Source organism: Pseudomonas sp. LFS074 (assembly GCF_047978165.1).
GTDB classification, from domain to species: Bacteria; Pseudomonadota; Gammaproteobacteria; order Pseudomonadales; family Pseudomonadaceae; genus Aquipseudomonas; species Aquipseudomonas putida_P.
Genome location: NZ_JBFPFV010000003.1, coordinates 512703 through 539398 on the forward strand (window position 1 = coordinate 512703; position 26696 = coordinate 539398).

Annotated in this window: 24 protein-coding genes; 7 read left to right on the forward strand and 17 right to left on the reverse strand. The window is 63.5% G+C overall.

What is annotated here, in order from left to right:
* Nucleotides 1-27: 27 nt before the first annotated feature.
* The 10 genes from ACNQP3_RS26380 to ACNQP3_RS26425 form a co-directional block, all read right to left on the reverse strand.
* The gene (locus ACNQP3_RS26380) at nucleotides 28-1215 is read right to left on the reverse strand and encodes an ATP phosphoribosyltransferase regulatory subunit (protein ID WP_060494316.1); all 1188 of its coding nucleotides are present in this window, start codon (nucleotides 1213-1215) and stop codon (nucleotides 28-30) included.
* A gap of 301 nt (nucleotides 1216-1516) precedes the next feature.
* Complete coding sequence (gene hflC, locus ACNQP3_RS26385) at nucleotides 1517-2386, reverse strand: protease modulator HflC (protein ID WP_012274454.1); 870 nt, start codon at nucleotides 2384-2386, stop codon at nucleotides 1517-1519.
* Nucleotides 2386-3567 (reverse strand): FtsH protease activity modulator HflK, encoded by a 1182-nt coding sequence (hflK, locus tag ACNQP3_RS26390; protein WP_012274455.1) that lies wholly within the window; start codon nucleotides 3565-3567, stop codon nucleotides 2386-2388. The genes hflC and hflK overlap by 1 nt, the downstream gene beginning before the upstream one ends.
* Nucleotides 3568-3663: 96 nt before the next feature.
* Nucleotides 3664-4965 carry a ribosome rescue GTPase HflX gene (gene hflX / locus ACNQP3_RS26395; protein WP_012274456.1) on the reverse strand — a complete coding sequence of 434 codons (1302 nt, stop codon included), beginning with the start codon at nucleotides 4963-4965 and terminating at the stop codon, nucleotides 3664-3666.
* A 12-nt stretch (nucleotides 4966-4977) separates the two neighbouring features.
* Nucleotides 4978-5238 (reverse strand): RNA chaperone Hfq, encoded by a 261-nt coding sequence (gene hfq, locus ACNQP3_RS26400; protein WP_012274457.1) that lies wholly within the window; start codon nucleotides 5236-5238, stop codon nucleotides 4978-4980.
* A 94-nt stretch (nucleotides 5239-5332) separates the two neighbouring features.
* Complete coding sequence (gene miaA, locus ACNQP3_RS26405; protein ID WP_012274458.1) at nucleotides 5333-6304, reverse strand: tRNA (adenosine(37)-N6)-dimethylallyltransferase MiaA; 972 nt, start codon at nucleotides 6302-6304, stop codon at nucleotides 5333-5335.
* Between the two features lies 1 nt (nucleotide 6305).
* Complete coding sequence (gene mutL, locus ACNQP3_RS26410; protein WP_264316604.1) at nucleotides 6306-8204, reverse strand: DNA mismatch repair endonuclease MutL; 1899 nt, start codon at nucleotides 8202-8204, stop codon at nucleotides 6306-6308.
* A complete protein-coding gene (locus tag ACNQP3_RS26415; RefSeq protein ID WP_060493949.1) occupies nucleotides 8204-9634 on the reverse strand; it encodes an N-acetylmuramoyl-L-alanine amidase in 1431 nt (476 codons plus the stop codon). Before ACNQP3_RS26415 ends, mutL begins: the two co-directional genes overlap by 1 nt.
* Before the next feature lie 11 nt (nucleotides 9635-9645).
* A complete protein-coding gene (gene tsaE / locus ACNQP3_RS26420; RefSeq protein WP_256667174.1) occupies nucleotides 9646-10104 on the reverse strand; it encodes a tRNA (adenosine(37)-N6)-threonylcarbamoyltransferase complex ATPase subunit type 1 TsaE in 459 nt (152 codons plus the stop codon).
* A 2-nt stretch (nucleotides 10105-10106) separates the two neighbouring features.
* Nucleotides 10107-10967 carry an NAD(P)H-hydrate dehydratase gene (locus tag ACNQP3_RS26425; protein ID WP_041166606.1) on the reverse strand — a complete coding sequence of 287 codons (861 nt, stop codon included), beginning with the start codon at nucleotides 10965-10967 and terminating at the stop codon, nucleotides 10107-10109.
* Nucleotides 10968-11032: 65 nt separating this feature from the next.
* Here ACNQP3_RS26425 and queG point away from each other — a divergent pair, with 65 nt between their 5' ends.
* Nucleotides 11033-12097 (forward strand): tRNA epoxyqueuosine(34) reductase QueG, encoded by a 1065-nt coding sequence (gene queG, locus ACNQP3_RS26430; RefSeq protein WP_264316605.1) that lies wholly within the window; start codon nucleotides 11033-11035, stop codon nucleotides 12095-12097.
* Nucleotides 12098-12122: 25 nt separating this feature from the next.
* On the opposite strand, the gene ACNQP3_RS26435 is transcribed toward queG, so the two are convergent.
* Both ACNQP3_RS26435 and orn read right to left on the reverse strand, forming a co-directional pair.
* Nucleotides 12123-12734, reverse strand: a complete 612-nt coding sequence (locus tag ACNQP3_RS26435; protein WP_012274464.1) for a trimeric intracellular cation channel family protein — start codon at nucleotides 12732-12734, stop codon at nucleotides 12123-12125.
* A 91-nt stretch (nucleotides 12735-12825) separates the two neighbouring features.
* Entirely contained in the window at nucleotides 12826-13368 is a 543-nt protein-coding gene (gene orn / locus ACNQP3_RS26440; protein WP_012274465.1) for an oligoribonuclease, read from the reverse strand.
* A gap of 152 nt (nucleotides 13369-13520) precedes the next feature.
* Between orn and rsgA the strand changes: the two genes are divergently transcribed.
* Together rsgA and ACNQP3_RS26450 are read left to right on the forward strand one after the other, a co-directional pair.
* A complete protein-coding gene (rsgA, locus tag ACNQP3_RS26445; protein WP_012274466.1) occupies nucleotides 13521-14552 on the forward strand; it encodes a small ribosomal subunit biogenesis GTPase RsgA in 1032 nt (343 codons plus the stop codon).
* Nucleotides 14553-14686: 134 nt separating this feature from the next.
* Nucleotides 14687-15166 carry a hypothetical protein gene (locus tag ACNQP3_RS26450; protein WP_012274467.1) on the forward strand — a complete coding sequence of 160 codons (480 nt, stop codon included), beginning with the start codon at nucleotides 14687-14689 and terminating at the stop codon, nucleotides 15164-15166.
* An 89-nt stretch (nucleotides 15167-15255) separates the two neighbouring features.
* Here ACNQP3_RS26450 and motB read toward each other — a convergent pair whose 3' ends face one another.
* Together motB and motA are read right to left on the reverse strand one after the other, a co-directional pair.
* Nucleotides 15256-16308 (reverse strand): flagellar motor protein MotB, encoded by a 1053-nt coding sequence (gene motB, locus ACNQP3_RS26455; RefSeq protein ID WP_264316606.1) that lies wholly within the window; start codon nucleotides 16306-16308, stop codon nucleotides 15256-15258.
* Between the two features lie 3 nt (nucleotides 16309-16311).
* Entirely contained in the window at nucleotides 16312-17163 is an 852-nt protein-coding gene (gene motA / locus ACNQP3_RS26460; RefSeq protein WP_012274469.1) for a flagellar motor stator protein MotA, read from the reverse strand.
* 130 nt (nucleotides 17164-17293) lie between these two features.
* Between motA and ACNQP3_RS26465 the strand changes: the two genes are divergently transcribed.
* The 3 genes from ACNQP3_RS26465 to asd are packed head-to-tail and all read left to right on the forward strand — an operon-like array spanning nucleotide 17294 to nucleotide 20556.
* Nucleotides 17294-18829 carry an HDOD domain-containing protein gene (locus tag ACNQP3_RS26465; RefSeq protein WP_264316607.1) on the forward strand — a complete coding sequence of 512 codons (1536 nt, stop codon included), beginning with the start codon at nucleotides 17294-17296 and terminating at the stop codon, nucleotides 18827-18829.
* Nucleotides 18830-18873: 44 nt separating this feature from the next.
* Nucleotides 18874-19683, forward strand: coding sequence for a rhodanese-like domain-containing protein (locus tag ACNQP3_RS26470; RefSeq protein ID WP_264316608.1), 810 nt, complete (start codon nucleotides 18874-18876; stop codon nucleotides 19681-19683).
* Between the two features lie 9 nt (nucleotides 19684-19692).
* Entirely contained in the window at nucleotides 19693-20556 is an 864-nt protein-coding gene (asd, locus tag ACNQP3_RS26475; RefSeq protein WP_264316609.1) for an archaetidylserine decarboxylase, read from the forward strand.
* 108 nt (nucleotides 20557-20664) lie between these two features.
* Here asd and serB read toward each other — a convergent pair whose 3' ends face one another.
* Entirely contained in the window at nucleotides 20665-21879 is a 1215-nt protein-coding gene (gene serB, locus ACNQP3_RS26480; protein ID WP_012274473.1) for a phosphoserine phosphatase SerB, read from the reverse strand.
* 134 nt (nucleotides 21880-22013) lie between these two features.
* Here serB and ACNQP3_RS26485 point away from each other — a divergent pair, with 134 nt between their 5' ends.
* Complete coding sequence (locus tag ACNQP3_RS26485) at nucleotides 22014-23474, forward strand: AhpA/YtjB family protein (RefSeq protein ID WP_041166607.1); 1461 nt, start codon at nucleotides 22014-22016, stop codon at nucleotides 23472-23474.
* Nucleotides 23475-23552: 78 nt separating this feature from the next.
* Here ACNQP3_RS26485 and ACNQP3_RS26490 read toward each other — a convergent pair whose 3' ends face one another.
* Entirely contained in the window at nucleotides 23553-24263 is a 711-nt protein-coding gene (locus ACNQP3_RS26490) for a PqiC family protein (RefSeq protein ID WP_041166608.1), read from the reverse strand.
* A 172-nt stretch (nucleotides 24264-24435) separates the two neighbouring features.
* Nucleotides 24436-26694 carry a DNA topoisomerase IV subunit A gene (parC, locus tag ACNQP3_RS26495; RefSeq protein WP_012274476.1) on the reverse strand — a complete coding sequence of 753 codons (2259 nt, stop codon included), beginning with the start codon at nucleotides 26692-26694 and terminating at the stop codon, nucleotides 24436-24438.
* Nucleotides 26695-26696: the final 2 nt, after the last annotated feature.

A 26696-nucleotide genomic window follows, 5' to 3' on the forward strand; every position in this document is an offset into this window, starting at 1 on the left:
TTGCCGGCCTGTTGCCGACGCAGAAACTCACTGGGCCAGCGGCAGAACCTGCCAGCGCCCGTCTTGCTGAATCAATTGCCGATCACAATCCGCCTCGAGAGCAGCACTCAACGGCTGGCCAGGCAAAGCCTGGACCACACGCTGGCCCTCGTTGCGCAACTGGCAGACTTGCTGCCAGAGGGCCGCGTCGCCACTGTCCGGCATCCAGATGCCGCCCGTAGGCAATACGACCTCCGCTCGCCCCAGTGTGACCAGGGTCTTCAAATCCGTGGAGAAACCGGTGGCCGGGCGTGCCCGGCCAAAGTCGGCGCCGATGTCGTCGTAGCGCCCGCCCTGGGCGATCGATTGACCCTCGCCCGGCACGAACACGGCGAACACCACGCCAGTGTGATAGTTGTAACCGCGCAGTTCGCCGAGGTCGAAGTACAGCGGCAGGTCGGGGTAGCGCGACGCCAGGCGATCAGCGATCGCCAGCAGGTCGTCCAGCGCCGCCAGCACGCTGGCCGGGGCACGGCCCAGGCGCACGCGGGCGTCGGCCAGCACTTCACGGCCACCGCACAGCTCGACCAGTGCGCGCAGCATGTTGCCCAGATCCTTCGGCAGGTCAGCGGTCAGCGCCTGCACTTCATCGACGGCCTTGCGCTGCAGGGCGTCGAACAGCTGCTGCTCGACCGCGCCGGACAGGCCGGCAGCACGGGCCAGGCCGCGGTAGATACCGACGTGGCCCAGGTCCATGTGCACGTCCGGCACATCGGTCAGTTGCAGCGTGGCAAGCATCAGGCTGATGACTTCGACGTCGCTGGTCGGGCTGGCATCGCCATACAGTTCAGCGCCCAACTGGATCGGGCTGCGCGAGGTGGACAGTGCACGCGGCTGAGCGTGCAGCACGCTGCCGGCATAGCACAGGCGGCTCGGGCCTTCACGGCGCAGGGTATGGGCGTCGATACGCGCCACCTGCGGAGTGAAGTCGGCGCGGAAGCCCATCAGGCGGCCGGACTGCGGGTCCACTACCTTGAAGGTGCGCTGATCCAGGTCCTGGCCGGCGCCGGTGAGCAGCGACTCCAGGTACTCGATATGCGGGGTGACGACCAGTTCGTAGCCCCAACTCTGGAACAGGTCCAACACCTGGCGACGCGCGATCTCGATGCGCGCAGCCTCAGGTGGCAGTACTTCCTCGATGCCATCTGGCAGCAGCCAGCGGTCTACCGTTGCCATTACGCCATTTCCCCTCTGGTCCGGGCGGCTTGCCAGCAGGCGAGCCGTCAGTAAAGCCGGTATCGCGCACAGCAGCGGGCAGCACTGATCCCAGCGCAGCCACCGTACCCGACACCCTCGAATTGCCTTGCGACCTGACCAAACCGTCAACTGGCGCGGTGCCAATCAACCTTGCAGACGCAAAAAAGCCGGGAAATTTCCCGGCTGCCTCATCATACACCCCTTTTCATTCAGGATGCACCCCGCCTGGTGTTTTAGCTGCCAGGCGGGGCGCCGCTGCATTAAAATCAGGGCCTGAGCATCACGGCTTGCTCTTGTCCAGGTAACGGAAGAACTCGTTCTTCGGGTCCAGGACCAGCACGTCGCTCTTGCTCGAGAAGCTTTCGCGGTATGCCTGCAGGCTACGGTGGAACGCATAGAAATCAGCGTCCTGGCTGTAGGCCTTGGCATAGATGGCGGCCGCCTGGGCGTCACCATCACCGCGGGTTTCTTCTGCTTCGCGATAGGCCTCGGCCAGCAGCACACGGCGCTGACGGTCGGCATCGGCACGGATACCTTCAGCCAGCTCGTTACCTTTGGCACGGTGCTCGCGGGCTTCACGCTCACGCTCGGTGCTCATGCGATCGAACACGCTGCGGTTGACTTCCTTCGGCAGGTCGATGGCCTTGACGCGCACGTCGACCACCTCGATACCCAGCTCCTTGTTGGCCATGCGGTTCAGCGATGCAGTGATGTCAGCCATCAGTGCGTCACGTTCACCGGAAACCACCTCGTGCAAGGTACGTTTACCGAACTGGTCACGCAGGCCGCTTTCCAGACGACGCGACAGACGCTCGTCGGCGATCTGCTTCATACCGGACGTGGCAGTGTAGAAGCGCTCGGCATCCTTGACGCGCCACTTGGCGTAGGCGTCGACCATCACGGCTTTCTTCTCCAGGGTCAGGAACCGCTGGGTCGGGGCGTCGAGGGTCATGAGGCGGGCGTCGAACTTGCGCACCTGGTTCACGTACGGAATCTTCACGTGCAGGCCAGGCTGAACGTCCGCCTGGACCACCTTACCAAAGCGCAGCAGTACCGCACGTTCGGTCTGGGACACGATGTAGAAGCTGTTCCAGGCCACGATGGCCAGGACCACGGCGGCGATCAGGGCGATCAGCGATCTATTGCTCATCAGCGGCTCTCCCTAGTACGCAGCGGCTGCTGTTGCTGTTGCATGTCCTGCGCCGCACGGGCGGCCGCATCGTTGACCGATGGCGACACAGTGCTGCTTGGCGTGGACGGGTTGCGGCTGCCTTCGACCATCTTGTCCAGTGGCAGGTAGAGCAGGTTGTTCTGCCCGTCCTTGGTCGCCACCATGACCTTGCTCGAATTGCTGTAGACCTCTTGCATGGTCTCCAGGTACAGACGCTGACGGGTCACGTCAGGTGCCTTGTGGTACTCGGCAACCAGCTTGGTGAAACGGTCGGCCTCACCCTTGGCGCGGGCGATGACTTCGTCGCGGTAACCGTTGGCGTCCTCGATGATGCGCTGGGCCTGACCACGGGCTTCCGGCACCACGCCATTGGCGTAGGATTCGGCCTGGTTGCGGGCACGCTGCTCGTCTTCGCGGGCACGGATCACGTCATCGAAGGCTTCCTGCACTTCACGCGGGGCTGCCGCGCTCTGTACGTTGACCTGGGTAACGGTGATACCGGTACGGTAGTTGTCGAGGAAGCGCTGCAGACGTTCGCGGATATCCACGGCCATCTGTTCACGGCCTTCGGTCAGCACCTGGTCCATCGAGGTGGAACCCACCACGTGGCGCAAGGCACTGTCGGTCGCGTGCTGCAGGCTCACCTCAGGCTGGTCGACGTTGAGCACGAAGTCCTGAAGGTTGCTGATCTTGTACTGGACGGTCAGCGGCACCTCGACGATGTTCTCGTCTTCGGTCAGCATCTGGCCCTGCTTGGTATAGGCACGCTCGCGCGTGACGTTTTCCATGTACTTGCGATCGATCGGCGGGAAGTAGATGTTCAGGCCGGGACCGACCGTCTCGTAGTACTTGCCGAAGCGCAGCACCACGGCCTGCTCCTGCTCGTCGACCACGTACACGGCGCTGTACAGCCAGATGGCCGCCAGTACCGCCAGGCCAATGCCCAGCAGGCCCAGGCCACCGCCCTTGCCGACATTGCGGTCACCGCCGCCACGTTTTTTGCTACCGCCGAACATGCCGTTGAGGCTGTCCTGCAGTTTGCGGAAGGCCTCGTCCAGATCCGGCGGACCTTTTTTGTCACCACCACCGCCACCGCCACCACGGCGGCCGCCCCAGGGATCCTGATTGTTCGAGTTGCCACCCGGCTCGTTCCAAGCCATAGCGCTCTCCATCTGATAAAGCAAAGACGCGCCCACGGCGCGCCGTCCAATGCTACAGAATGCCTGTCACTGCTGCCCGGCGACCTCGACGAGCATTTATTGCAAAGTGTGTTGCTCGACAAACACTTGCGGCTCCATGCCTTCGCGGCTGACCAGGCGATTCAGTTCGACCATGGGCAGTCGCACGCTCAGCAGGCTGCGCCCTTCTTCATCATGCTCTTCACTCTGCACGGCACCCAGGGCAAAGAATTGCGCGCGCAAGCGGGCAAAACGCTGCTCCAGGCACAGGGTACCGACAAACAGATCATCCCCCAGCAACTCGGCAACCGCCTGGCCAACCAGCTCCAGGCCACGCCCATCGCGTGCCGATACCCAGACCCGTTCCGGCTTGCCATCGGCATTGCGCTGGATCTGTGGCTCGACATCTTCGAGCAGGTCGAGTTTGTTATACACCTCGAGGATCGGCAAGCCTTCAGCGCCAATCTCACCCAACACGGCCAGCACCTGCTCGATCTGCTCCATGCGCTCTGGCTCATGGGCGTCGATCACATGCAGCAACAGGTCGGAGTTGCTCGACTCTTCGAGCGTAGCCCGAAATGCCTCGACCAGCTTGTGCGGCAGGTGGCGAATGAAGCCCACGGTGTCGGCCAGCACGATTGGCCCCAGGTCATTGAGCTCGAGCCGGCGCAGGGTCGGGTCGAGGGTGGCGAACAGCTGGTCCGCAGCGTACACCTCGGACTCGGTCAGGGCGTTGAACAGTGTGGACTTGCCGGCGTTGGTGTAACCCACCAGCGACACGGACGGAATATCCGCACGCTTGCGCCCACGCCGCGCCTGCTCGCGCTGGCTGCGCACTTTCTCCAGGCGTGACTTGATCTGGCGTATGCGCACCCGCAACAGTCGGCGGTCGGTTTCGAGCTGCGTTTCACCCGGGCCGCGCAGGCCGATACCACCTTTCTGTCGCTCAAGGTGAGTCCAGCCGCGCACCAGCCGCGTGCTCATGTGCTCCAGCTGGGCCAGTTCGACCTGCAGCTTGCCTTCATGGGTACGCGCCCGTTGGGCGAAGATATCGAGGATCAGCCCGGTACGGTCGAGCACACGACACTCGAACACACGTTCAAGGTTGCGCTCCTGACTGGGCGTGAGGGTGTGATTGAAAATCACCAGGTCTACCTGCTCGGCATGGACCAGGTCGTGCAATTCCTCGACCTTGCCACTGCCAATCAGGTATTTGGCGGAAGGCTGATGCCTTGTCACCGTGACCAGCGAGACGATGTCGGCACCGGCCGACAATGCCAACTCCTGAAACTCCTGCGGGTCTTCGCGCGCCTCAGGGTTCTGACCTTCCAAGTGAACGAGCAACGCTCGCTCACCACCACCGTGGCGCTCAAAGAACAATGCAGGCTCCTATCAGGCGTTGCCTGGCTCGCTGTCGCCGTGCTCGCCATCGGTCGGGCTTGGCAGGCGGACCGGACGGGCCGGAACCACGGTCGAAATGGCGTGCTTGTAGACCATCTGGCTGACGGTGTTCTTCAGCAGAACCACGAACTGGTCGAACGATTCGATCGAACCCTGCAGCTTGATACCGTTGACCAGGTAGATGGATACCGGGACCTTTTCTTTTCTCAAGGTGTTCAAGTAAGGGTCTTGTAGCGAATGCCCTTTTGACATATGCCGCACTCCTGTAAGGATAAATAATAGAAAATCAATAAAATCGATAAATTAGGCCGCCCCTTCGCAAGAATAGACGGCAATCAGCAGGGACTCAGCTCAATATGGAGATGGCCCCAAGGTATTTCAAGGTGCGGGACAGATTGTCGCAGGCCAGGCTGTCAAGCCAGTGCACTTCAGGCCAGCCACGCAACCAGGTGAACTGCCGTTTGGCCAGCTGCCGAGTAGCAATGATACCGCGTTCACGCATCTCATTCTCAGTCAGCTTGCCGTCCAGGTAATCCCAGACTTGCCGATAACCCACTGCCCGTATAGACGGCAGCCCGGCGTGCAAGTCACTTCTGGCTCGCAGCGATCGGACCTCCTCAACGAAGCCCTGTTCCAGCATCTGCGAAAATCGTAACGCAATTCGCTGATGCAAAATGTGACGATCTGTAGGAGCAATCGCCAAACTGGCGACAGTATAGGGCAAATGTCCGCCAGCGCCTGCGTCTGCGCCGCGACTTTCCGCGAATTGACGTTGACGATGGGCCGTCATGCTCTCGCCGCTCACCCGGTATACCTCCAGCGCCCGGATCAGCCGCTGCGGGTCGTTGGGGTGGATGCGCGCCGCCGACACCGGGTCGACCTCGGCCAGTTGACGGTGCAACTCGGCCAGCCCCAAGGCTTCGGCCTGGGCTTCCAGCTCGGCGCGCACTGCGGCATCGGCCGCCGGCATGTCGGCCAGGCCATCGATCAACGCCTTGTAATAGAGCATGGTGCCGCCGACCAGCAACGGGATCTTGCCGCGCGCAGTGATCTCGGCCATGGCCTCCAAGGCATCGGCACGGAACTGTGCGGCCGAATAGCTCTCGGCCGGGTCACGAATGTCGATCAGCCGGTGCGGGTGGGCGGCGAGGATTTCTTTCGAGGGTTTGGCCGAGCCGATGTCCATGCCCCGGTAGACCAGTGCCGAATCGACGCTGATCAGTTCACAGGGCAGCACTTTGGTCAGCTCGATGGCCAGGTCGGTCTTGCCGGCCGCCGTCGGACCCATCAGGAATATTGCAGGGGGCTTGCTGCTCATTTCATCGACCGCGCAGGAAGAGTTTGTCCAGGTCGTCCAGGCCCATCTGGGTCCAGGTGGGACGGCCATGGTTGCACTGGCCGCTGCGCTCGGTGTTTTCCATGTCGCGCAGCAGGGCGTTCATCTCGGGAATTGCCAGGCGCCGGTTGGCGCGCACGGCGCCATGGCAGGCCATGGTACCGAGCAGTTCGTTGAGGTGCGCCTGAATACGGTCGCTGGTGCCGTATTCCATCAAGTCGGCCAGCACGTCCTGCACCAGGCGGTTGGCCTCGGCCTGCTTGAGCAAGGCCGGGATCTGGCGAACCGCCAAGGTCTCGGGGCCCAGGCGTTGCAATTCGAAGCCCAGGCGCTGGAACCACTGAGCATGCTCTTCGGCACAGTCGGCCTCACGCTGGCTCAGGGCCAGGGTTTCCGGCACCAGCAGCGGCTGGCCACTGAGGCCCTCGCTGGCCATGGCCACCTTGAGCCGCTCGTACATGATCCGCTCATGGGCGGCGTGCATGTCCACCAGCACCAGGCCGACGGCATTCTCGGCCAGGATGTAGATACCCTTGAGCTGCGCCAGCGCGTAGCCAAGCGGGGGAATGTCACCTTGGCTTTCGGGCAAGGCCGTCGCAGCTGCGGCACCGTTGTCCAACGGCTTGTAGAACTCGCGATACACCGCCTGCGCCTCGGCGGCCGGCAGCGGCTGCGAAGGACGCGGGGTGTACTGGTACTGGTAACCGGCGCCACTGCCGCCATTGGAAAATGACTGTTGCGGGGCTCGCGGCTGTTCGAGCACCGGCGAGGCCAGGCGCATTTCACCCTGGGGGCCGAACTCACCAGCCTGCTGGCCAGTGGGGCGAGCCAGCTCGGGCACGGCGGCAGGCGCGGCCAGTTGGTCTTCCGGGCGAACATCAGCCAGGGCTCGGTGCAAAGTGCCATACAGGAAATCGTGCACCGAGCGCCCTTCGCGGAAGCGCACTTCATGCTTGGTCGGGTGCACGTTCACATCGACGCCGTTGGGCTCCAGCTCCAGGAACAGCACGAACGTGGGGTGACGACCATTGAACAACACATCGCGGTAGGCCTGGCGCACGGCGTGGGCGACCAGCTTGTCGCGCACCGCACGGCCATTGACGAAGAAGTACTGCAAGTCGGCCTGGCTGCGCGAGAACGTCGGCAGGCCAACCCAGCCCCACAGGCGCAGGCCGTTGCGCTCGACGTCGATCGGCAGCGCCTGCTCCATGAAGCCAGGGCCGCAGATGGCACCCACCCGCCGTGCACGGGCGGTTTCGTCGTGAGCCTCGTGCAGGCTGAGGATGCTCTTGCCGTTGTGGCGCAGGTGGAAGCCGACATCGAAACGCGCCAGCGCCAGCCGGCGGATCACTTCCTGCAGGTGGTCGAATTCGGTTTTTTCGGCCTTGAGGAACTTGCGCCGGGCCGGGGTATTGAAGAACAGGTCGCGCACTTCCACAGAGGTCCCGACCGGGTGCGCCGCTGGCTGCACCCGTGGGGTCATGTCGCGGCCTTCGGTTTCCACCTGCCAGGCCTCGCTGGCACTGGCAGTACGGGAGGTCATGGTCAAACGCGCCACCGAGCTGATCGAGGCCAGCGCCTCGCCACGGAAGCCCAGGCTCATGACGCGTTCCAGGTCCTCCAGCTCACGAATCTTGCTGGTGGCGTGACGCGCCAGGGCCAGCGGCAGGTCATCGGCAGAAATACCGCTGCCATCGTCCCGTACCTTCAGCAGCTTGACGCCGCCCTGCTCCACTTCCACATCGATGCGCCGGGCACCGGAGTCCAGGCTGTTTTCCAGCAATTCCTTGGCGACAGAAGCCGGCCGCTCGACAACCTCGCCGGCGGCAATCTGGTTGGCCAGCCGCGGGCTAAGCAGCTGAATGCGCGAACCGCCGCTCATTATTGCGCCGCCAGGGTCGTGGCGGGTACATCAAGGCGTTGGCCGACCTTCAGCTCATCGGTCTTGAGGCTGTTGGTGCTGCGCAGGCTGGCCACGCTGACCTGGTAGCGCACAGCCAGCATCGCCAGGGTTTCGCCAGGCCGGACGGTGTGCTCACGCGGCCCAGCCGCAATCTTGCCGGTGTCGCGCAGCCAGGCGATATAAGTGCCTGGCGGCGGGTTCTGCTGGAAGTACTGGCGTACACCGGTGTGGATCGAGCGGGCCAGGGCTTGCTGGTGGCTCGCAGTGGCCAGCTTGGCGGCTTCGTTGTTGTTCGAAATGAACCCGGTTTCAACCAGGATCGACGGAATATCCGGCGACTTCAGCACCATGAAGCCGGCCTGTTCCACGCGCTGTTTGTGCAGCGAGGTGACACGCCCCATGTTGCCCAGCACTTTCTGCCCCACATTGAGGCTGGAGCTGAGCGTGGCGGTCATGGAGAGGTCGAGCAGCACCCCCGCGAGCATACGGTCCTTGTCGTCGAGGCTGACGTTACCCGCACCACCGATCAGGTCGGAGCGGTTTTCCGTGTCGGCCAGCCAGCGCGCAGTCTCGGAAGTGGCGCCGCGGTCGGACAGGGCAAATACCGAGGCGCCAAAGGCCGCACGCGACGGCGCGGCGTCGGCGTGGATCGAAATGAACAGGTCGGCGCCCTTCTTGCGGGCGATTTCCGTGCGTTTACGCAGTGGAATGAAGTAGTCGCCAGTGCGGGTCAGCTCCGCCCGGAAGCCGCGTTCGCTGTTGATCTGGCGCTGCAGTTCCTTGGCGATCTGCAGCACGATGTCTTTTTCATGCTGGCCACGCGAACCGGATGCACCGGGGTCTTCGCCACCGTGACCGGCATCGATGGCCACAACGATTTCACGCTTGCCGCTCGGCACCGGTGGCAGCTTGATGGCAGGCTGGGCCGGGCTTACCGGCACCGCAGGCGTGGTCGCAGGTGTTTGTACCGGGGTCGGGGCAGGAGGTGGCGCGCTGGCTGCAATGGCGTCGGCTTCCTGGTCGTACAGGTCGACCACCAGGCGATTGCCGTACTGGGCATTGGGCGCCAAGGTGAAGCTTTTTGGGGTAACCGACTTTTTCAGGTCGACCACCACGCGCAGGTCGGTCGGGGTACGTTGTGCCGAACGCACGCTGCTGATCGGCGTGTTGGAGGTGGCCACGTTCAATGGCGCGGCCAGGGTCGCACCATTGATGTCGATAACCAGACGATCCGGTGCGCTCAAGGTGAAGACGCTGTGCTGCACGGGGCCAGACAGGTCGAAGACCAGCCGCGTGTTGTCTGGCGCGCGCCACAGGCGCATGCTCTTGACTTGTGTGACGGCCAGAGCGTCAACGGTCACCGTTGTCAGCAGCAGCCCAACGATGGCGACCAGTGCGCGTATGCGCATACCTACCCCACTTACTGTTTATAGTGTTCGGCCAGTGCCACGCACCAGGCCTCGCCGCGAGCCCCCTGCGGCGAAAGGATCAGCGAGCGTCCGCCCGCTTGGGGGCTTATGGTAATGGTCAGGTCAGGCTTTGGCAAAACGCCCGCACCCTTTTGTGGCCACTCGAACAGGCACAGCGGGTCGCCCTCGAAATAATCACGAATACCCATGAACTCAAGCTCCTCCGGGTCGACCAGGCGATACAGGTCGAAGTGAAAGGCTCGGACCTCGCCGATTTCGTAGGGTTCGACCACGGTAAAGGTCGGGCTTTTCACTGCACCAGTATGGCCCAGGCCACGGATCAGCCCCCGGGAAAGCGTAGTCTTGCCCGCCCCCAGGTCGCCTTCAAGAAAGATCACGCCGCGACCACCGGTCACCTCGGCCATTTTTGCACCGAAGTCGACCGTGGCCGCTTCATCGGCCAGAAACAGATTTAAGCCAGACACGCAGAATGCTCCTCCAACAACTCACGAATGACCGGCGCCAGATCACTGGCCGCCAGGCCTCTACCTTTTACCCCCAGACGCTCGCCCGCACAGGCGTGCAGCCATGTTCCCAAGCAACCCGCGCTCCAGGCGTCCAGGCCTTGGGCCAACAGTGCCGCCAGCACGCCGGTCAGCACGTCGCCCAGCCCGGCGCCAGCCATCGCCGGGTGGCCGCGCTCGCATAGCGCCAGTTGCCCGGCCGGTGCGGCCACCAGGGTGCCGGCACCTTTGAGTACGCAGACGCTGTTGTAACGGCGCGCCAACTTGCGCGCAGCCCCTGGGCGGTCGGCCTGCACGGCCTCGGTGGAAATGCCCAGCAGCCGCGCCGCCTCCCCCGGGTGAGGGGTGAGGATACTGCCACTGGGCAAGGCCAGCGGGGTGCGCGCCAGCAAATTCAGGGCATCGGCATCCCACACCTGCGGCCGCTCGGCGTTGGCCACCGCCGACAACAGGCTGCGGCCCCACGCCGCCTGCCCGAGGCCCGGACCGACCACCAGCACCGAGGCGCGCTCCAGCACGCCCATCAGCTGGTTGGCCGAACTGGCGCCAAGGCACATGACTTCGGGCAGGCGCGCCAGGCTGGCCGCTACATGCTCCGGCCGGGTTGCCACGCTGACCAGCCCGGCCCCGCAACGCAGGGCGGCTTCGGCACTGAGCAATACGGCGCCACCCGTGCCGAGGTCGCCACCGACCACCAGCACATGGCCAAAGTCACCTTTATGGGCAAGCGCGTGGCGTGCCGGCAGGTGCGCCACGGTCACGCTGCTGAGCAATTGAGGGGCATTGCTGGGGTGTTTGGTCTGCGGCATGGGGTCAAAGGCTCCAATGTCTGGCAGAATTATACGCACCCGAGCCCGTATTGCCTTGCCCATCCATGTCCGCCTCTACACCTGACCTCGCCCAACTGGCCCAATCGATCAAGATTTGGGGCCAGGAACTCGGTTTTGCCCATGTTGGCATCGCCGGGGTTGACCTTGGCGAACACGAACACCACCTGCAGCGCTGGCTCGACGCCGGCTACCAGGGCGAAATGGAATACCTGGGCGCCCACGGCAGCAAAAGGTCACACCCCGACCAGCTGATCCCCGGCACGGTACGCGTGGTCTCGCTGCGCATGGACTACCTGCCTGGCGACACACAAATGGCGCAGCGCCTGGCACAACCGGAAAAGGCCTACATTTCGCGCTATGCGCTGGGCCGGGACTACCACAAACTGGTGCGCAAGCGCGTGCAGTTCCTTGCCGATCGTATTCAGGAAGCCATCGGCCCGTTCGGGTACCGCGCCTTCGTCGACAGCGCCCCGGTGCTGGAAAAGGCCTTGGCCGAACAGGCCGGGCTGGGCTGGATCGGCAAGAACACGCTGTTGCTCAACCGCAAGGCCGGTAGCTATTTCTTCCTTGCCGAACTGTTTGTCGACCTGCCGTTGCCGGTGGACGAAGCCACCACCAGCGAGCACTGCGGGCGGTGCCAGGCCTGCCTGGACATCTGCCCGACCCAGGCGTTTGTCGGGCCCTATGTGCTGGATGCACGGCGCTGCATCTCGTACCTGACCATCGAGCTGAGGGGCGCGATCCCTGTCGAGCTGCGCGCGAAGATGGGCAACCGGGTGTTCGGTTGCGACGACTGCCAGATCGTCTGCCCCTGGAACCGCTTCGCCAAGCACAGCCAGGAGCAGGACTTCCAGCCACGGCACGGGCTGGAGAATGCCGAGTTGGCGGAAATGTTCCTGTGGGATGAACGCACCTTCCTGCGCAAGACCGAAGGCGGGCCGTTGCGACGGGCGGGGTATGAGCGGTTCTTGCGCAACCTGGCGGTGGGGTTGGGCAATGCGCCGTCCACGATTCCAGTGATAGAGGCACTGAAGGCGCGGCGCGAGGATGCATCTGAGCTGGTGCGCGAGCACGTTGCATGGGCGCTGGCCCGACACGACATTCAATAGCTGGGGCCGCGGCGCGGCCCAGAATTCACTGCTGGTCGTTGTAGTGGAACTTGGGCATTTCCCAGTGGAAGCGAATCGCCAACAGGCGCAGCAGGAACCCGCCAAACAAGGTCAGCAGCATCGCCTGCTCCGCCGGCACCTTGAAATACACGCAGCCCAGATAGAACCACGCCGCCGCGAACGACACGCTGGCATACAGCTCGCGACGGAACACCAGTGGGATGTCGTTGCAGAAGATATCCCGCAGGATGCCGCCAAACACCCCGGTGATCACCCCGCTGATGGACGCCACCAGCATGCCCTGCCCCATTTCCAGCGCCGTCATGCAGCCAATCAGGGTAAACGCCACCAGCCCCAGGGCATCGAGCACCAGAAACAGCGAGCGCAGGCGGCGCATCATCGGCGCAATGAAAATAGTCAGCAGCGCCGCAAAGCTGGTCAACACGAGGTACTCGGGGTGCTTCACCCAGGTCAGCGGGTAGTGCCCGAGCAGCACATCACGCACCGAGCCGCCCCCCAGGGCGGTGACGCAGGCAATCAGCACCACGCCGAACCAGTCCATGCCGCGACGCCCGGCAGACAGCGCGCCAGTCATGGCTTCGGCGGTGATGGCAACGAGATAGAGCATCAACAACATGGTGCGGGTCCGTGCAGGAAAGGCGCGCAGTCTAACCAGTTGCCCAAGGCACCAAAAGGGGGCGCAGACACAATATCTGCGCCGTTTCGGATCACAGCTTGATGAAGTGCTCGCGGTAGTGACGCAGTTCGGCGATCGACTCGCGAATATCGTCCAGCGCCAGGTGGGTATTGCCCTTCTTGAAGCTGTCACGCACATTCGGCGCCCAGCGCGCGGCCAGCTCCTTCAGAGTGGAAACATCCAGGTTGCGATAGTGGAAGTAGTTTTCCAGGTTGCGCATGTGACGGTAGAGGAAACGGCGGTCCTGGCAGATGCTGTTGCCGCAGATCGGCGACTTGCCTTTGGGTACCCACTGTTCAAGGAAGGCGATGGTCTGCGCCTCGGCTTCAGCCATGCTGACCTTGCTCTCGCGCACGCGCTGGGTCAGGCCCGAAGCGCCATGGGTGCGGGTGTTCCACTCATCCATACGCGCCAGCACGTCGTCACTGTGGTGGATGGCGATCACCGGCCCTTCGGCCAGGGTGTTCAGCTCGCTGTCGGTGACGATGGTTGCCATTTCGATGATGACGTCGCTGTCTGGATCCAGGCCGGTCATTTCCAGGTCGATCCAGATCAGGTTCTGTGGGTTTTGCATGCAGGGGCTCCTCGTATAGCCCGTCATAGTAGCCTAGTGGCCCAGGCACGCCCATTCACCGCTCAAAGGTTAGCGGAATAGTCCAGCGCCTGGCGTGCTAAACTGCCTGCCGTTTTCAATGCCCCACCCCGGGCCTTTCTCACGGTACCTTCATGGCCAAACGCCAGCTCAATCGCCGCCAGAACTGGCGGATCGAAAAAATCCAGGGCGAGCGCGCCGCTCGTGCAGCCAAACGCGAGCAGCATGCGCTGCAGGAACTGGAGGGAGGCGACCTGGGGCCGGAGCAACTGGGCCTGGTGATCGCGCACTTCGGCGTGCAGGTAGAAGTAGAAGCCCAGGACGGCGAAGGCGCAGGCCAGGTATTCCGCTGCCACCTGCGCGCCAACCTGCCGGCGCTGGTTACCGGCGACCGCGTCGTGTGGCGGGCGGGCAACCAGGGCATTGGCGTGATCGTGGCGCAGATGCCTCGCAGCACCGAGCTTTGCCGGCCGAACAACCACGGCCAGCTGAAACCGGTGGCGGCCAACGTCGACCTGATCGTGATTGTCTTTGCCCCGGCCCCGGAGCCACACCCGAACCTGATCGACCGCTACCTGGTAGCTGCCGAGCACGCCGGCCTGCGCCCGCTGCTGCTGCTGAACAAAGCCGACCTGATCAACGACGAGAACGGCCCCGGCCTGCATGCACTGCTGGAGGTCTACCGCGAACTGGGCTACCCGCTGCTGGAAGTATCGGCACACCAGGGTGACGGCATGCAGCGCCTGCAACAGCAACTCGACGGTCACATCAGCGTGTTCGTCGGCCAGTCGGGGGTGGGCAAGTCATCGCTGGTCAACAGCCTGCTGCCAGACGCTGGCACTCGCGTCGGCGACCTGTCGGAATGGTCGGGCCAAGGCACTCACACCACCACCACGGCGCGGCTGTACCACTTCCCGAACGGCGGCGACCTGATCGACTCGCCGGGTATTCGTGAGTTCGGCCTTGGCCACGTCAGCCGCGACGACGTGGAAGATGGCTTCATCGAGTTCCGTGACCTGTTCGGTACATGCCGTTTCCGCGACTGCAAGCATGACCGAGAACCGGGCTGTGCGTTGCTCAAGGCCCTGGACGAGGGGCGTATCAAGCCGCAGCGCATGAACAGCTACCGCTCGATCATCGCCAGCCTCACAGAAGACAGCTACTGACTGGGCGGCGGGCCAGAGCAATCTGTAGGATTTATTACCGAGCCGTGTAGGACGGCTCTGGTTTCGCCGTCATCTATTGCCCACACGTCCGCTTTCCCTGATGGTCATGGCTTCTATCAGGGAGGGTAACCGCCATGCCGGTTCTTATCAGCTACCGCCACGAAGTGCGGCTCGACGCCTTTATTCTCAACGAGCGCCTGCTGCTCGAAGGCATCCCCACCCAAGTGGTGCAGTTGGACTGCGACGGGCAAACCCATGACGACCTGTATGGCAGTTTCTGCCAGCAGATGAACGATGCCACCCACTGGATCGGAGTATTGCCGACCGATACCAACGACGCCTGGTGGACCGCCTGGCTGCTGGGGGCGGCAGCGATTACCTGCCGGCGAGTGAGTTTCTTCCGCAAAGGTTCAGGCGCACTGCCGGTTTGCCTGAGCAAATGGCCGGCCATGCGCGAACGTACGCATATCGACCTGTTCGTGCGGGCTTATCATGACGAACGCATGTTCGAGCGAGCCATGACACTGCCGCCGGGGCGCGGCTCTTGCACTGACAGGGATAATGCAGCCTTCTTTCATGCTGATCTCAAGGCCAAGATCAGGCGGGGGTTCTGACGGAGATGCAGCCGCAAACACCGGCTACGCCGGTGATCGCGAACCCCCTGGATGTTGAGCAAGACAGTTGTGCCCGCGAAATGCCGGGCTTACTGGTCCTTGGCGTCATCCATCTTCAACGTACCATCCTCGAAGATGTTCAGTTTCTGGCGCAGTTCGCGCGGCTGCATCGGTGCCTGTTCGGCCTCGCCACCCGTCCCCGATGCAGCTGGCGCGGCCGGTGCCGAAGCCCCTGGCGCAGCGTCATTGGCTGGCGGTGCGGCAGGCGGGGCGGCCGGTGCCTCCGGCGCTCCCTGCTCACCCTCGATGTTGCGCTGGGCCTTCTTGGTCAGCACGATGATGTCGATGCGGCGGTTGACCGGGTTGAACGGGTCCTTGCGGTCGAACAGCGACGACGAGGCGTAGCCCACCACCCGCGCCACCTGGCCGTCCGGGTAACCACCGGCCACCAGCGCACGACGTGCGGCGTTGGCGCGGTTGGCCGACAGCTCCCAGTTACCGAACTCGCCAGTGCCGGCATACGGCTTGGCATCGGTGTGGCCGCTGATGCTGATCTTGTTCGGCACCGCCTTGATGGTGTCGGCCATGGCCAGCAGGATGTCTTCGAAGTACGGCTGCAGGCGCGCACTGCCAATGTCGAACATTGGCCGGTTCTCGGCGTCCATGATCTGGATACGCAGGCCGTCCTGGGTGATCTCGAACAGAATCTGGTCCTTGAACTTCTGCAACTGCGGGTTCTCTTCCACCTTGTTCTGCAGTTCTTGCAGCAGCAGTTCCAGGCGCTCACGCTCCACCTGCTCGGCCATGGTCTCGACCTGGTCCTTGCTCAGTTGGGTGGTGGACTCTTGCGTCGGTTCGGCCTTCACTTCCGGGTTGATGGTCTTTTCCGGTGCCAGCTCAGGCGAGCCGCCCAGGTCGATGACGTAGGGCGTGCCGCTTTCCGAAAAGCCGATCGGGTCTTTGAAGTAGCCGGCAATAGCGATCTTCTGTTCTGGCGTGGCCGTGGACATCAGCCACAGCACCAGGAAGAACGCCATCATCGCCGTGGCGAAGTCGGCGAAGGCGATTTTCCAGGCGCCGCCGTGGTGGCCGCCGCCAAAGCGCTTGACGCGCTTGACGATAATGGGCTGGTTGTTTTCCATGACTCAGCGACCGCGAACCGCTTGTTCCAGTTCGGCGAAGCTTGGGCGGTGCTTGGGGTACAGCACCTTGCGCCCGAACTCGACCGCCAACGAAGGCGGCATGCCCGAGGCAGAGGCCACCAGCGAAGCCTTGATCGATTCGTACAAGTTCAGCTCTTCCTTGGCGTCGTGCTCCAGGCACTTGGCCAGCGGGCCGAAGAAGCCGTACGCCGCCAGAATACCGAAGAAGGTACCGACCAGCGCCGCACCCACGTGCATGCCGATGGCCGCCTGGTCACCTTCGCCCAGCGAGGCCATGGTCACCACGATACCCAGTACCGCCGCGACGATGCCGAAGCCCGGCATGCCGTCGGCGATGCCGGTCACCGCGTGCGACGGGTGCTCCAGCTCTTCTTTCATGCTCAGCAGTTCCATGTCGAACAGGCCCTCGAGCTCGTGCGGGGCCATGTTGCCGGTAGACATGATGCGCAGGTAGTCGCAGACGAACGCAGTCATGCGTTCATCGGCCAGTACCGTCGGGTACTTGGCGAAAATCGGGCTGGCGGCGGCGTCCTCGATGTCGGCCTCGATGGCCATCATGCCTTCGCGACGGCTCTTGTTGAGGATCTCGTACACCAGGCCCAACACCTCCAGATAGAAGGCATGGCTGAAGCGCGAGCCGAACATTTTCATCGACTTCTTGATGACGTGCATGGTCATGTGGCCAGGGTTGGCCTGCAGGAACGCACCAAAGGCCGCACCGCCAATGATCAGTACTTCGAACGGCTGGATCAGCGCTGCGATTTTGCCGTGGGAGAGCACGTAGCCGCCGAGCACGCTCGCGAATACGACGATGATGCCGATAATTTTAGCCATAGGTTCAAAGCACTTGCTGTCGTGGTCAGGGGAAGAGACGGGAGCTTTAAAACTCTTCTTCTACTTATCGGCAGAACTGCGCCAGACTATAGCCACTCAATGCGAAAAGCCAGTTCGGACTGATGTCAAAATGCCAATTGAAACCAAGGTGCCCGCTCAGGCCCCGCGTACGTTAGAGGCCTGGGTAAAGCTGCTCGAGAGTGTTCGCATCCCCGTGCCGAAGCACAGCTACGACCGGGTCATGGCCGCCATAAACGATAGCCGCCGCTCGCTGCGCGATATCGCCGAACTGATGCAGGACAGCCCGGCACTGGTGCTGTCGGTGATGCGCGAAGCCAATCACCCCACCAATGCCAGCCTGGCCGAGCCCGCCGAAAGCCTGGAAGTCGCACTCAACCGCCTGGGCCTGGAGCGCAGCGAACAGCTGCTCAGACGCCTGCCAGCGTTGCCTGTGGAAGAAATCCCGCCGGTACTGTGCCAGTTCCAGATGATCAGCCAGCACGCCGCACAGCAGGCCAGTGGTCTGTTCGCCAGCCGCCTGGCACGGCTCTGGCAGGAAATTCACTGGGGCAGCCTGCTGTTCCTTTCGCCACTGTGGCCGCTGGCGCTGGCCTACCCCAAGTTGCTCGATATCTGGGAGTTGCGGGTAATCCACAAGGGGGAGGACGCAGCAGGGGTGGAGGAAGAACTGTTTGGCGTGCGCATCATGGCGCTGTGCCAGACCATGGCCGAGTACTGGCGCCTGCCACAATGGGTCACCCAGGGTTACCGCCTGCTGCTGGAAGAACGCGATCAACTGGCCCAGGTGCTGAACATCGCCCGCGACGAAGACCTGCTCAGCCAGCAGCACCGCCTGGACGCCGAGCCCGGCCTGCGGCGCTGGTTCAACCAGCCGGCCAATACCGTGTTGCTGGCCAACAACCTGGCACTGGCAGCACAGGTCGGCTGGGACAACCCACACTTGCTGCGCTGGCAACTGCTGACTGCGTTGTACCTGCAGACCTCGCTGGAAGACGTGCAGCATCAGGTGCACCAGCAGGCCGCTGCCAGCGCCCGCCGCCACGCCCGACATGCCTTGTTCCATCCGGCAGAAGCGTTGATCTGGCCGTGGCACCAACGCCGCCCGCACCCGGACATGCTGGCCCCGCCACCGCCCAGCAGCGACGACCTGGCACGCTGGCGCACACTGTGCCAGGACCTGCTGGCCCAACCCAGCCCGTTCACCAACACCGTGCACCTGGCCACCCAGGCCCGCGAGGCCCTGCTGGCCTGCGGCATGCAACGCATCATGCTGTTGAGCCTGGACAAGGCCAGTGACTACCTGCGCGTACAGCAGATTGCCGGCCTGCCCAAGGAAGCCGGGGCTTTGGCCCTGCAGGTGTCGCAGAACAAGCTGCTGCAAAAGCTGATGAGCCAGGCTGGGCAACTGCGCATAACCCCGGAAAACCACAGCCAGTTTTCGGCCCTGCTGCCCGCCCCGCTGCGTGCCTTGTTCCGCAGCGAGCATGTACTGCTGCGCTCATTGGCGGTGAACGACCAGGTGCTGATGCTGCTGGTGGCCGACCAGGGCTGTCGGCCCTTGGCCGATATCAGCGTGCAAGCTGTCGGCAAGACCGCGCAATGCATCGAGCGCGCCCTGTCGGTGTTTGCCAACCGCAAGGGCTGAGCCTTGCGCTACAATCGCCCCTCTTTCCACACTGGAGACCGTGGATGACTGACTTTTCCGGCCTGCCCCTGGTGATCGAAGCTGCAGACCTGCTGCCACGCCTGGATTCGCCGCAGCTGATCCTGGTCGACCTGAGCAGCGCCAACCGCTATGTCAGCGGGCATATCCCCGGCGCACGCTTTGTCGAAGGCAAGCGCACCCAGCTTGGCCAGCCACCCGCGCCCGGCCTGCTGCCGGCCCTGGGCGAACTGGAAAAACTGTTCAGCGAACTCGGCCATCGCGACGACGCCGTGTATGTGGTGTACGACGATGAAGGCGGCGGCTGGGCGGGGCGTTTCATCTGGCTGCTCGATGTGATCGGGCACAAGGGCTACCACTACCTCAATGGCGGTATCCAGGCCTGGCCGGCAGATACGCTGTCCACTGAAGTGCCCGCCAGCGGCAACGCCCGGGTACGCCTGCGTATCGACAGCGCCCCCACGGCCACGCGCGAGTACCTGCAAAGCCGCCTGGGCGCCGATGACCTGGTCATCTGGGACGCGCGCGGCCCGCAGGAATTCAGTGGCGAGAAAGTGCTGGCAGCCAAGGGCGGCCACATCCCCGGTGCGATCAACTTCGAGTGGACCGCCGGCATGGACCTCAACGACCACCTGCGCATTCGCCAGGACATCGCCGACGTCCTGCTGGAGCTGGGCATCACACCGGACAAGGAAGTGATCACCCATTGCCAGACCCACCGCCGCTCCGGCTTCACTTATCTGGTGGCCAAGGCCCTCGGCTACCCACGCGTCAAGGCTTACGCCGGCTCGTGGAGCGAATGGGGCAACCACCCGGACACGCCTGTAGAAGTTTAAGGAACCTGCATGAAATCCCGTTTGTTCATCATCAGCCAGTACCTGCTGCCGCACCACCTGCTGTCGCGACTGGCCGGCTGCGTCGCCGAGTGCCGCGCACGCTGGTTCAAAAATGCCTTCACTGCCTGGTTCGCCAAGCGCTATCAGGTCAACATGAGCGAAGCGCTGGTCGAAGACCTGAGCGCGTACGAGCATTTCAACGCGTTCTTCACCCGCGCCCTGAAGCCAGGCGCCCGCCCGCTGGACGAAACCCCGGGCGCCATCCTGTGCCCGGCCGACGGTGCTGTCAGCCAGCTCGGCCCGATCGAGCACGGCCGCATCTTCCAGGCCAAAGGCCACGGTTTCAGCGCGCAAGAGCTGCTGGGCGGTGACCCGGCCATGGCCGCGCCGTTCATGGGCGGCGAGTTCGCCACCATTTACCTGTCGCCCAAGGACTACCACCGCGTGCACATGCCGCTGGCCGGCACCCTGCGTGAAATGGTCTATGTGCCGGGCCGCCTGTTCTCGGTCAACCAGACCACCGCAGAGAACGTTCCCGAGCTGTTCGCTCGCAACGAGCGTGTGGTCTGCCTGTTCGATACCGAACGTGGGCCAATGGCTGTGGTGCTGGTTGGCGCGATGATCGTTGCCTCGATCGAAACCGTATGGGCCGGGCTGGTCACGCCGCCAAAGCGTGAGCTGAAAACCTTCCGTTACGACGAAGCCAGCCGCGCGCCGATCCATCTGGAAAAGGGCGCCGAGCTGGGCCGCTTCAAGCTGGGCTCGACCGCCATCGTGCTGTTCGGGCCGGAGCAGGTGAAGTGGGCTGAAAGCCTGGGTGCTGGTTCTGCAGTGCGCATGGGGCAACTGCTGGCAGAGCCTGCACAGGCTTGACTGCGGTTTTTGCTTTGAAGTGGCTGGCGCGGTTTATTTAGCGCCTGTGAGATCGAGCGCCACCCGCGCGGCGCTCGATCTCACAGGCACTGAAGATACAACGACAAACTAGCCGCGCGCGTCGCGGTCGCGTAGGCCCAGCAGGTACAGCACGCCATCCAGCCCCAGGGTAGAAATAGCCTGCTTGGCCGATTGGCGCACCAGCGGCTTGGCACGGAACGCGACACCCAGCCCAGCCAGCGACAGCATCGGCAGGTCGTTGGCACCATCCCCCACGGCAATGGTCTGCTCCAGCTGCAAGCCTTCTTCGTTGGCCAGCTTTTGCAACAGCTCGGCTTTGCGCTGGGCGTCGACGATCGGCTCTACCGCCACCCCGGTCACCTTGCCATCGACCACTTCCAGCTCGTTGGCGAACACATAGTCGATACCCAGGCGCGCCTGCACCTGGCGGGCGAAGTAGGTAAAGCCACCGGACAGGATCGCAGTCTTGTAACCCAGGCGCTTGAGCTCGGCGAACAGGTTTTCGGCACCCTCGGTCAGGCGCAGCGAGGCACCGATTTCGTCCAGCACCCCCACATCCAGGCCCTTGAGCAGCGCCATGCGCTCCTTGAAACTGGCGCGGAAATCCAGCTCCCCGCGCATGGCACGCTCGGTGATCGCCGCGACCTGCTCGCCCACACCGGCCGCCTTGGCCAGCTCGTCGATGACTTCAGCCTCAATCAGCGTGGAATCCATGTCGAACACGGCCAGGCGGCGGTTGCGGCGGAACAGGTCGTCTTTCTGGAAGGCGATGTCGATGCTCAGCGCTTCAGCCAAGGCAAAGAAATCGGCACGCAGGGCCTGGGCATCGCTCGGTACGCCGCGCACGGAAATCTCGACGGCTGCCTTGCCCTTGTCGGTTTCGGCATCCAGCGCCACACGGGCCGACAGGCGCTCGATGCGCTCGATGGTCAGGCCGTACTGGCTGATCACCGCACTCACCCGCTGCAACTGCTCGGGGGTGATCTTGCGGCTGAGCAGCGTAACGATGTGGCGCGCTTCGCCATGGCCATCGGCCCAGTGCTGGTAATCCGCCTCGGAAATCGGGGTGTAGCGGGCCTGCAGGTTCAGCTCGTGGGCCTTGGCCTGCACGCTTTGCAGCAGGGCAGTCGCCACTTCGTTGTCCGGGATATCGACCAGGATGCCAAACGACAAGGTGCCGTGCATGACCGCCAGGCCGATGTCGAGGATACTCACACCGCCCTGCAGCAGGACGCCGGTGATAGCCGCAGTGAGACCGGGACGGTCCTCACCGGTGATGTTGATCAGGACGATTTCGCGCACAACCTGGCTCCGACTTCGATGAAAAATGCGCATTCTACCGATTTTCCATGACCATCGGGCGCCAACGATACTTTGCCGACAAAACCCGGCTCGCTATACTCCCCCCACTTTCATGCCATTAAGAGCCGAGCTCAGTGAACCGGCCCACGCCAGTCAAACCAGATAACTTCTTCCTGATGATCTATCGTGCCCTGAGTCAACGTCGCGTGCCGCTGGCACTGCGCATCGCCTGCACCAACATCTTCCTGGTGGCGCTGGCGCTGGTGATCTACGCCTGCGTGATGGGCCTGCAGTTCAAGCAGGCCATGCATGAGCAGGCCGATGCCCTGGGGCAGAGCCTGACCACCCAGACTGCCACGTCGGCAACCGAGCTGCTGGTGTCGAACGACATCCTCAGCCTCAATGTGCTGCTCGGCAACCTGGTGAAAAACCCGCTGGTGGCCCATGCGGCGATCTACAGCGTGGACAACCGTATCCTCGCCGAAGCTGGCCAGCGCCCGCGCAACAGCCTGTTGGGCGAAGCCGAAGGCCTGTACCAGACCAAGATCACCTTCCAGGACGTGACAGCCGGGCAGTTGCGCATCAGCCTGGACATGAGCCAGTTCCAGCAGCCGATGTTGATCAGCCTGCAGAGCATGGGCATTCTGGCCGCGATTCTGCTGGCCCTGGCCTTGGCCCTGAGCTTGCGTCAAGGCCGCTACATCACCCTGCCGCTGCTGCAACTGCGGGTATGGCTGCGCGACCCACAGCCCTATACCCCGGCCACCGACCGCCAGGACGAGATTGGCGACATCGCCCGCCAGCTGCATGCACGCCTGGCTCCACCGCCGCCGCCAGAACCAGAGCTCGAGGAAGACGACGACGAGTCGTTTGACGACCTGCACGAAGCTGCCCCCCCCGCCAAGGCCGCGCCGCGCGCCAAGGTTGTCGCCGTGGAAGACGAGCATGACGACGAAGCCTTCGCCGGCCTGCTGGACGACGACCCTGCGCCCAAAGCCGCCGCGCTGGTCGAGTCCGATGAGCCGCAGTACAGCGCCGTACTGGCCGTGCAGCTGGGCTCGCAGGAGCAACTGCGCCGCCTGCCACGCACACGCCTGACCGAGCTGACCGAGCGCTACCGCGACTGCCTGGAGCACGCGGCCTCACTCTACGACGGCGAAACCCACACGCTCGACGATGGCAGCACCCTGGTGCTGTTCCACAGCCGCGAGTGTGGCGAAGACTATCTGACCAACGCCATTTGTTGCGGCGAGCTGTTGCGCGCCCTGGGCCATGCTCTGCAGATCGAAGTGGCCGACAGCGGCATCACCTTGCAGCTGCAACTGGGCCTGGTGCTGGGCAACGACCTGCATGGGCTGGAACTGGTTGATCTGCTGATGGCCGAGAAGGTTCAGGATGCTTTGGCACTGTCGCAGCACAGCCGCAACCTGTTGTTGGTGGAGCGGCAGATCAGCGATGACGCGCTGATTCGTCAGCGCGCCCGCATTCGTCCGATTGCCAGCCCAGAAGGCGCCTGCTGCGTAGAGCGCCTGATGGAGCCCTACCCGTCGATGCTGGAACGGCAGCTGGCGCGGATGCACGAGCGCAGGGCCTGACAGCTATGGAAGCGGCCTCTCTGTAGAGGCAAAAAAAAGCCCGCATGATCGCGGGCTTTTTCGTACCTGGCAGTTCGATCAGAACCGATAAACTTCCATATCGGTACGAATCGGGGAGGCCATCGGGATCTTGGATTTCTCCGGTGCCTTCTTCACCTGTACCGGCGCAGCGGGCTTTTTAGGCGACTCTTCGGCAATCGCCGGCTGGTTGGCCAGCGGCTTCAGCGCTGTGCTCAGCTGTTCGGCCAGCTTCTGCAGCAGTTGGCCCTGAGCCTGAACCTGCGACGATTCACTGCCCTCGTGCGGCTGTTCGAGGTGAACGATACGGTTGTCACGCACATGGCCACGGCGGTCGAGCAGACGCCACTGGGCATCCAGTATGGCCGGCTGATCCTTGCCCGAGTCCAGGCGAGTGATCGACAACAACACCTGCACGTCCGGGCTGAAGCCCGTGGTCGCCGGTGCCAGCACAACGCGTTGGCTGTCCAGACGCCAGGCCAGTTGGCGCACCAGCAGTTGGTCGATATCCGACGAAAGGCTGCCAGCCCAACGGCCGTCGGTCGCCGCACTCAGGCTGCCATCGGCTTGACGCTGCAGAAAGGTTTCACGCTGCAGGTAATCGGCCACCGATACCGGGCCGAGCACCACGGCCATGCCCGCACTCTGCGAAGGCTGGCCAGGATCACCACTGTCGAGCTGGTACAGGGCAACCGGCTGATGCATGGTGCACCCGCCAAGGCCCAGCAGGCCAGTCATCAACAGCGCAAATGGAAGGCGCAGAAATTTCATCATCCCATCCAGGCGGCCGCCACAAGGCACACCGCAGTGATACATGTAGATTCAAACGGGCACACGACTACGTCGGCACCGCAAGGGCCATATCATCCGCGAAATAACCGTCCGACTCCAGCATTTCTGCCCGGAACGGCGCTGAAATTGCCGTTCCAGACATTTCTGGTCGTTACGCCGGCACTTCCACCTGCAACCCATCGACGCGCTGGAACCCGCGTGGCAGCTTGCTGCCGCGCCGCCCACGCTCGCCCTTGTAATGCTCCAGATCGTCCCCTTTCAAAGACAGGGTACGCTTGCCGGCCTGCAATACAAGGGTTGCACCTTCGGGAATCACGGCCAGATCGGTGACAAATTCTTCACGGCTGGCCACCCGATCGCCGGGCACGCCAATGATCTTGTTGCCCTTGCCTTTACCCAGCTGTGGCAGGTCGCTGACCTTGAACACCAACAGGCGACCTTCGGTGGTCACCGCCGCCAGCCAGTCCTGCTCGCGGTCCGCCACCGGGCGTGGGGTCATGACCTTGGCGCCGTTGGGCAGGCTGAGCAAACCTTTGCCGGCCTTGTTCTTGGCCTGCAGGTCTTCACCTTTGACCACGAAGCCGTAGCCGGCATCCGAAGCCACCACGTACAGCGCATCGTCATCAGGCAGCAATACGCATTCGAAAGTGGCCCCCGGTGGCGGTGTCAGGCGGCCTGTCAGCGGCTCGCCCTGGCCACGCGCCGATGGCAGGCTGTGGGCGGGCAGCGAGTAGCTGCGCCCGGTGGAATCGATCAGCACGGCAAACTGGTTGGAGCGCCCGGCCGCAGCGGCCTTGAAGCCGTCGCCAGCCTTGTAGGAAAGGCCGGTGGCGTCGATGTCATGGCCCTTGGCGCAGCGCACCCAGCCCTTCTCGGAGAGCACCACGGTGACCGGCTCGGTCGGCATCAGCTCGTTTTCCGACAGGGCCTTGGCTTCGGCGCGCTCGACAATTGGCGAACGGCGATCGTCGCCATAGGTTTCGGCATCCTTGATCAGCTCGCTGCGCACCAACTTGCGCAGTTTGGCCTCGCTGCCCAGCAGGGCCTGCAGCTTGGCTTGCTCCTTCAGCAACTCGTCCTGTTCGCCGCGGATCTTCATTTCTTCCAGGCGCGCCAACTGCCGCAGGCGGGTCTCGAGGATGTAGTCGGCCTGGATTTCGGTGAGTTCGAAGCGGGCGATCAACGCCTGCTTGGGGTGCTCCTCGGTACGGATGATGTGGATCACTTCATCCAGGTTGAGGAACGCGGTGAGCAAACCGTCCAACAGGTGCAAGCGCTTCTCGACCTTATCCAGACGGTGCTGCAAGCGGCGACGAACGGTATTGGTACGGAACTCCAGCCACTCCACCAGGATGGTTCGCAGGTTTTTCAACTGCGGCCGGCCGTCGAGGCCGATGATATTCACGTTGACCCGGTAGGTGCTCTCCAGGTCGGTGGTGGCAAACAGGTGCTGCATCAGCTCGTCGGCATCCACGCGATTGGACCGAGGGATGATGACGATACGGCACGGGTTTTCGTGGTCCGACTCGTCGCGCAGGTCGGCGACCATCGGCAGCTTCTTGGCCTGCATCTGTGCGGCGATCTGCTCCAGCACCTTGGCCCCGGAGACCTGGTGCGGCAGCGCGGTGACAACGACGTCGCCATCCTCGACACGGTACACGGCGCGCATGCGGATCGAGCCACGGCCACTTTCGTACATTTTGAGGATTTCGGCCCGTGGCGTGACGATTTCGGCCTCGGTCGGGTAATCCGGCCCCTGGATATGCTCGCACAGCTGCTCGATGGTGGCCTTGGGCTCGTCGAGCAGGCGCACGCACGCGCTGGCTACTTCACGCAGGTTGTGCGGCGGCACGTCGGTGGCCATGCCCACGGCGATACCGGTGGTGCCATTGAGCAGGATATTGGGCAGGCGCGCCGGTAACACGGCCGGCTCCTGCAAGGTGCCGTCGAAGTTCGGCACCCAGTCCACGGTGCCCTGGCCGACTTCGCTAAGCAGCACTTCGGCGTAGCGCGACAACCGCGCTTCGGTGTAACGCATGGCGGCGAATGACTTCGGATCGTCCGGCGCACCCCAGTTGCCCTGGCCATCGACCAGGGTATAGCGGTAGCTGAACGGCTGCGCCATCAGCACCATGGCCTCGTAGCAGGCCGAGTCGCCGTGGGGATGGAACTTGCCGAGCACGTCACCGACGGTACGCGCCGACTTCTTGTGCTTGGAATCGGCATCGAGCCCCAACTCGCTCATGGCGTAGACGATGCGTCGCTGCACCGGCTTCAGGCCGTCGCCGATGTGCGGCAAGGCGCGGTCCATGATCACGTACATGGAGTAGTTGAGGTAGGCCTGTTCGGTGAAGTCAGCCAGCGAGCGGCGTTCGACACCGTCCAGGCTGAGTTCCAGTGAGTCGCTCATGC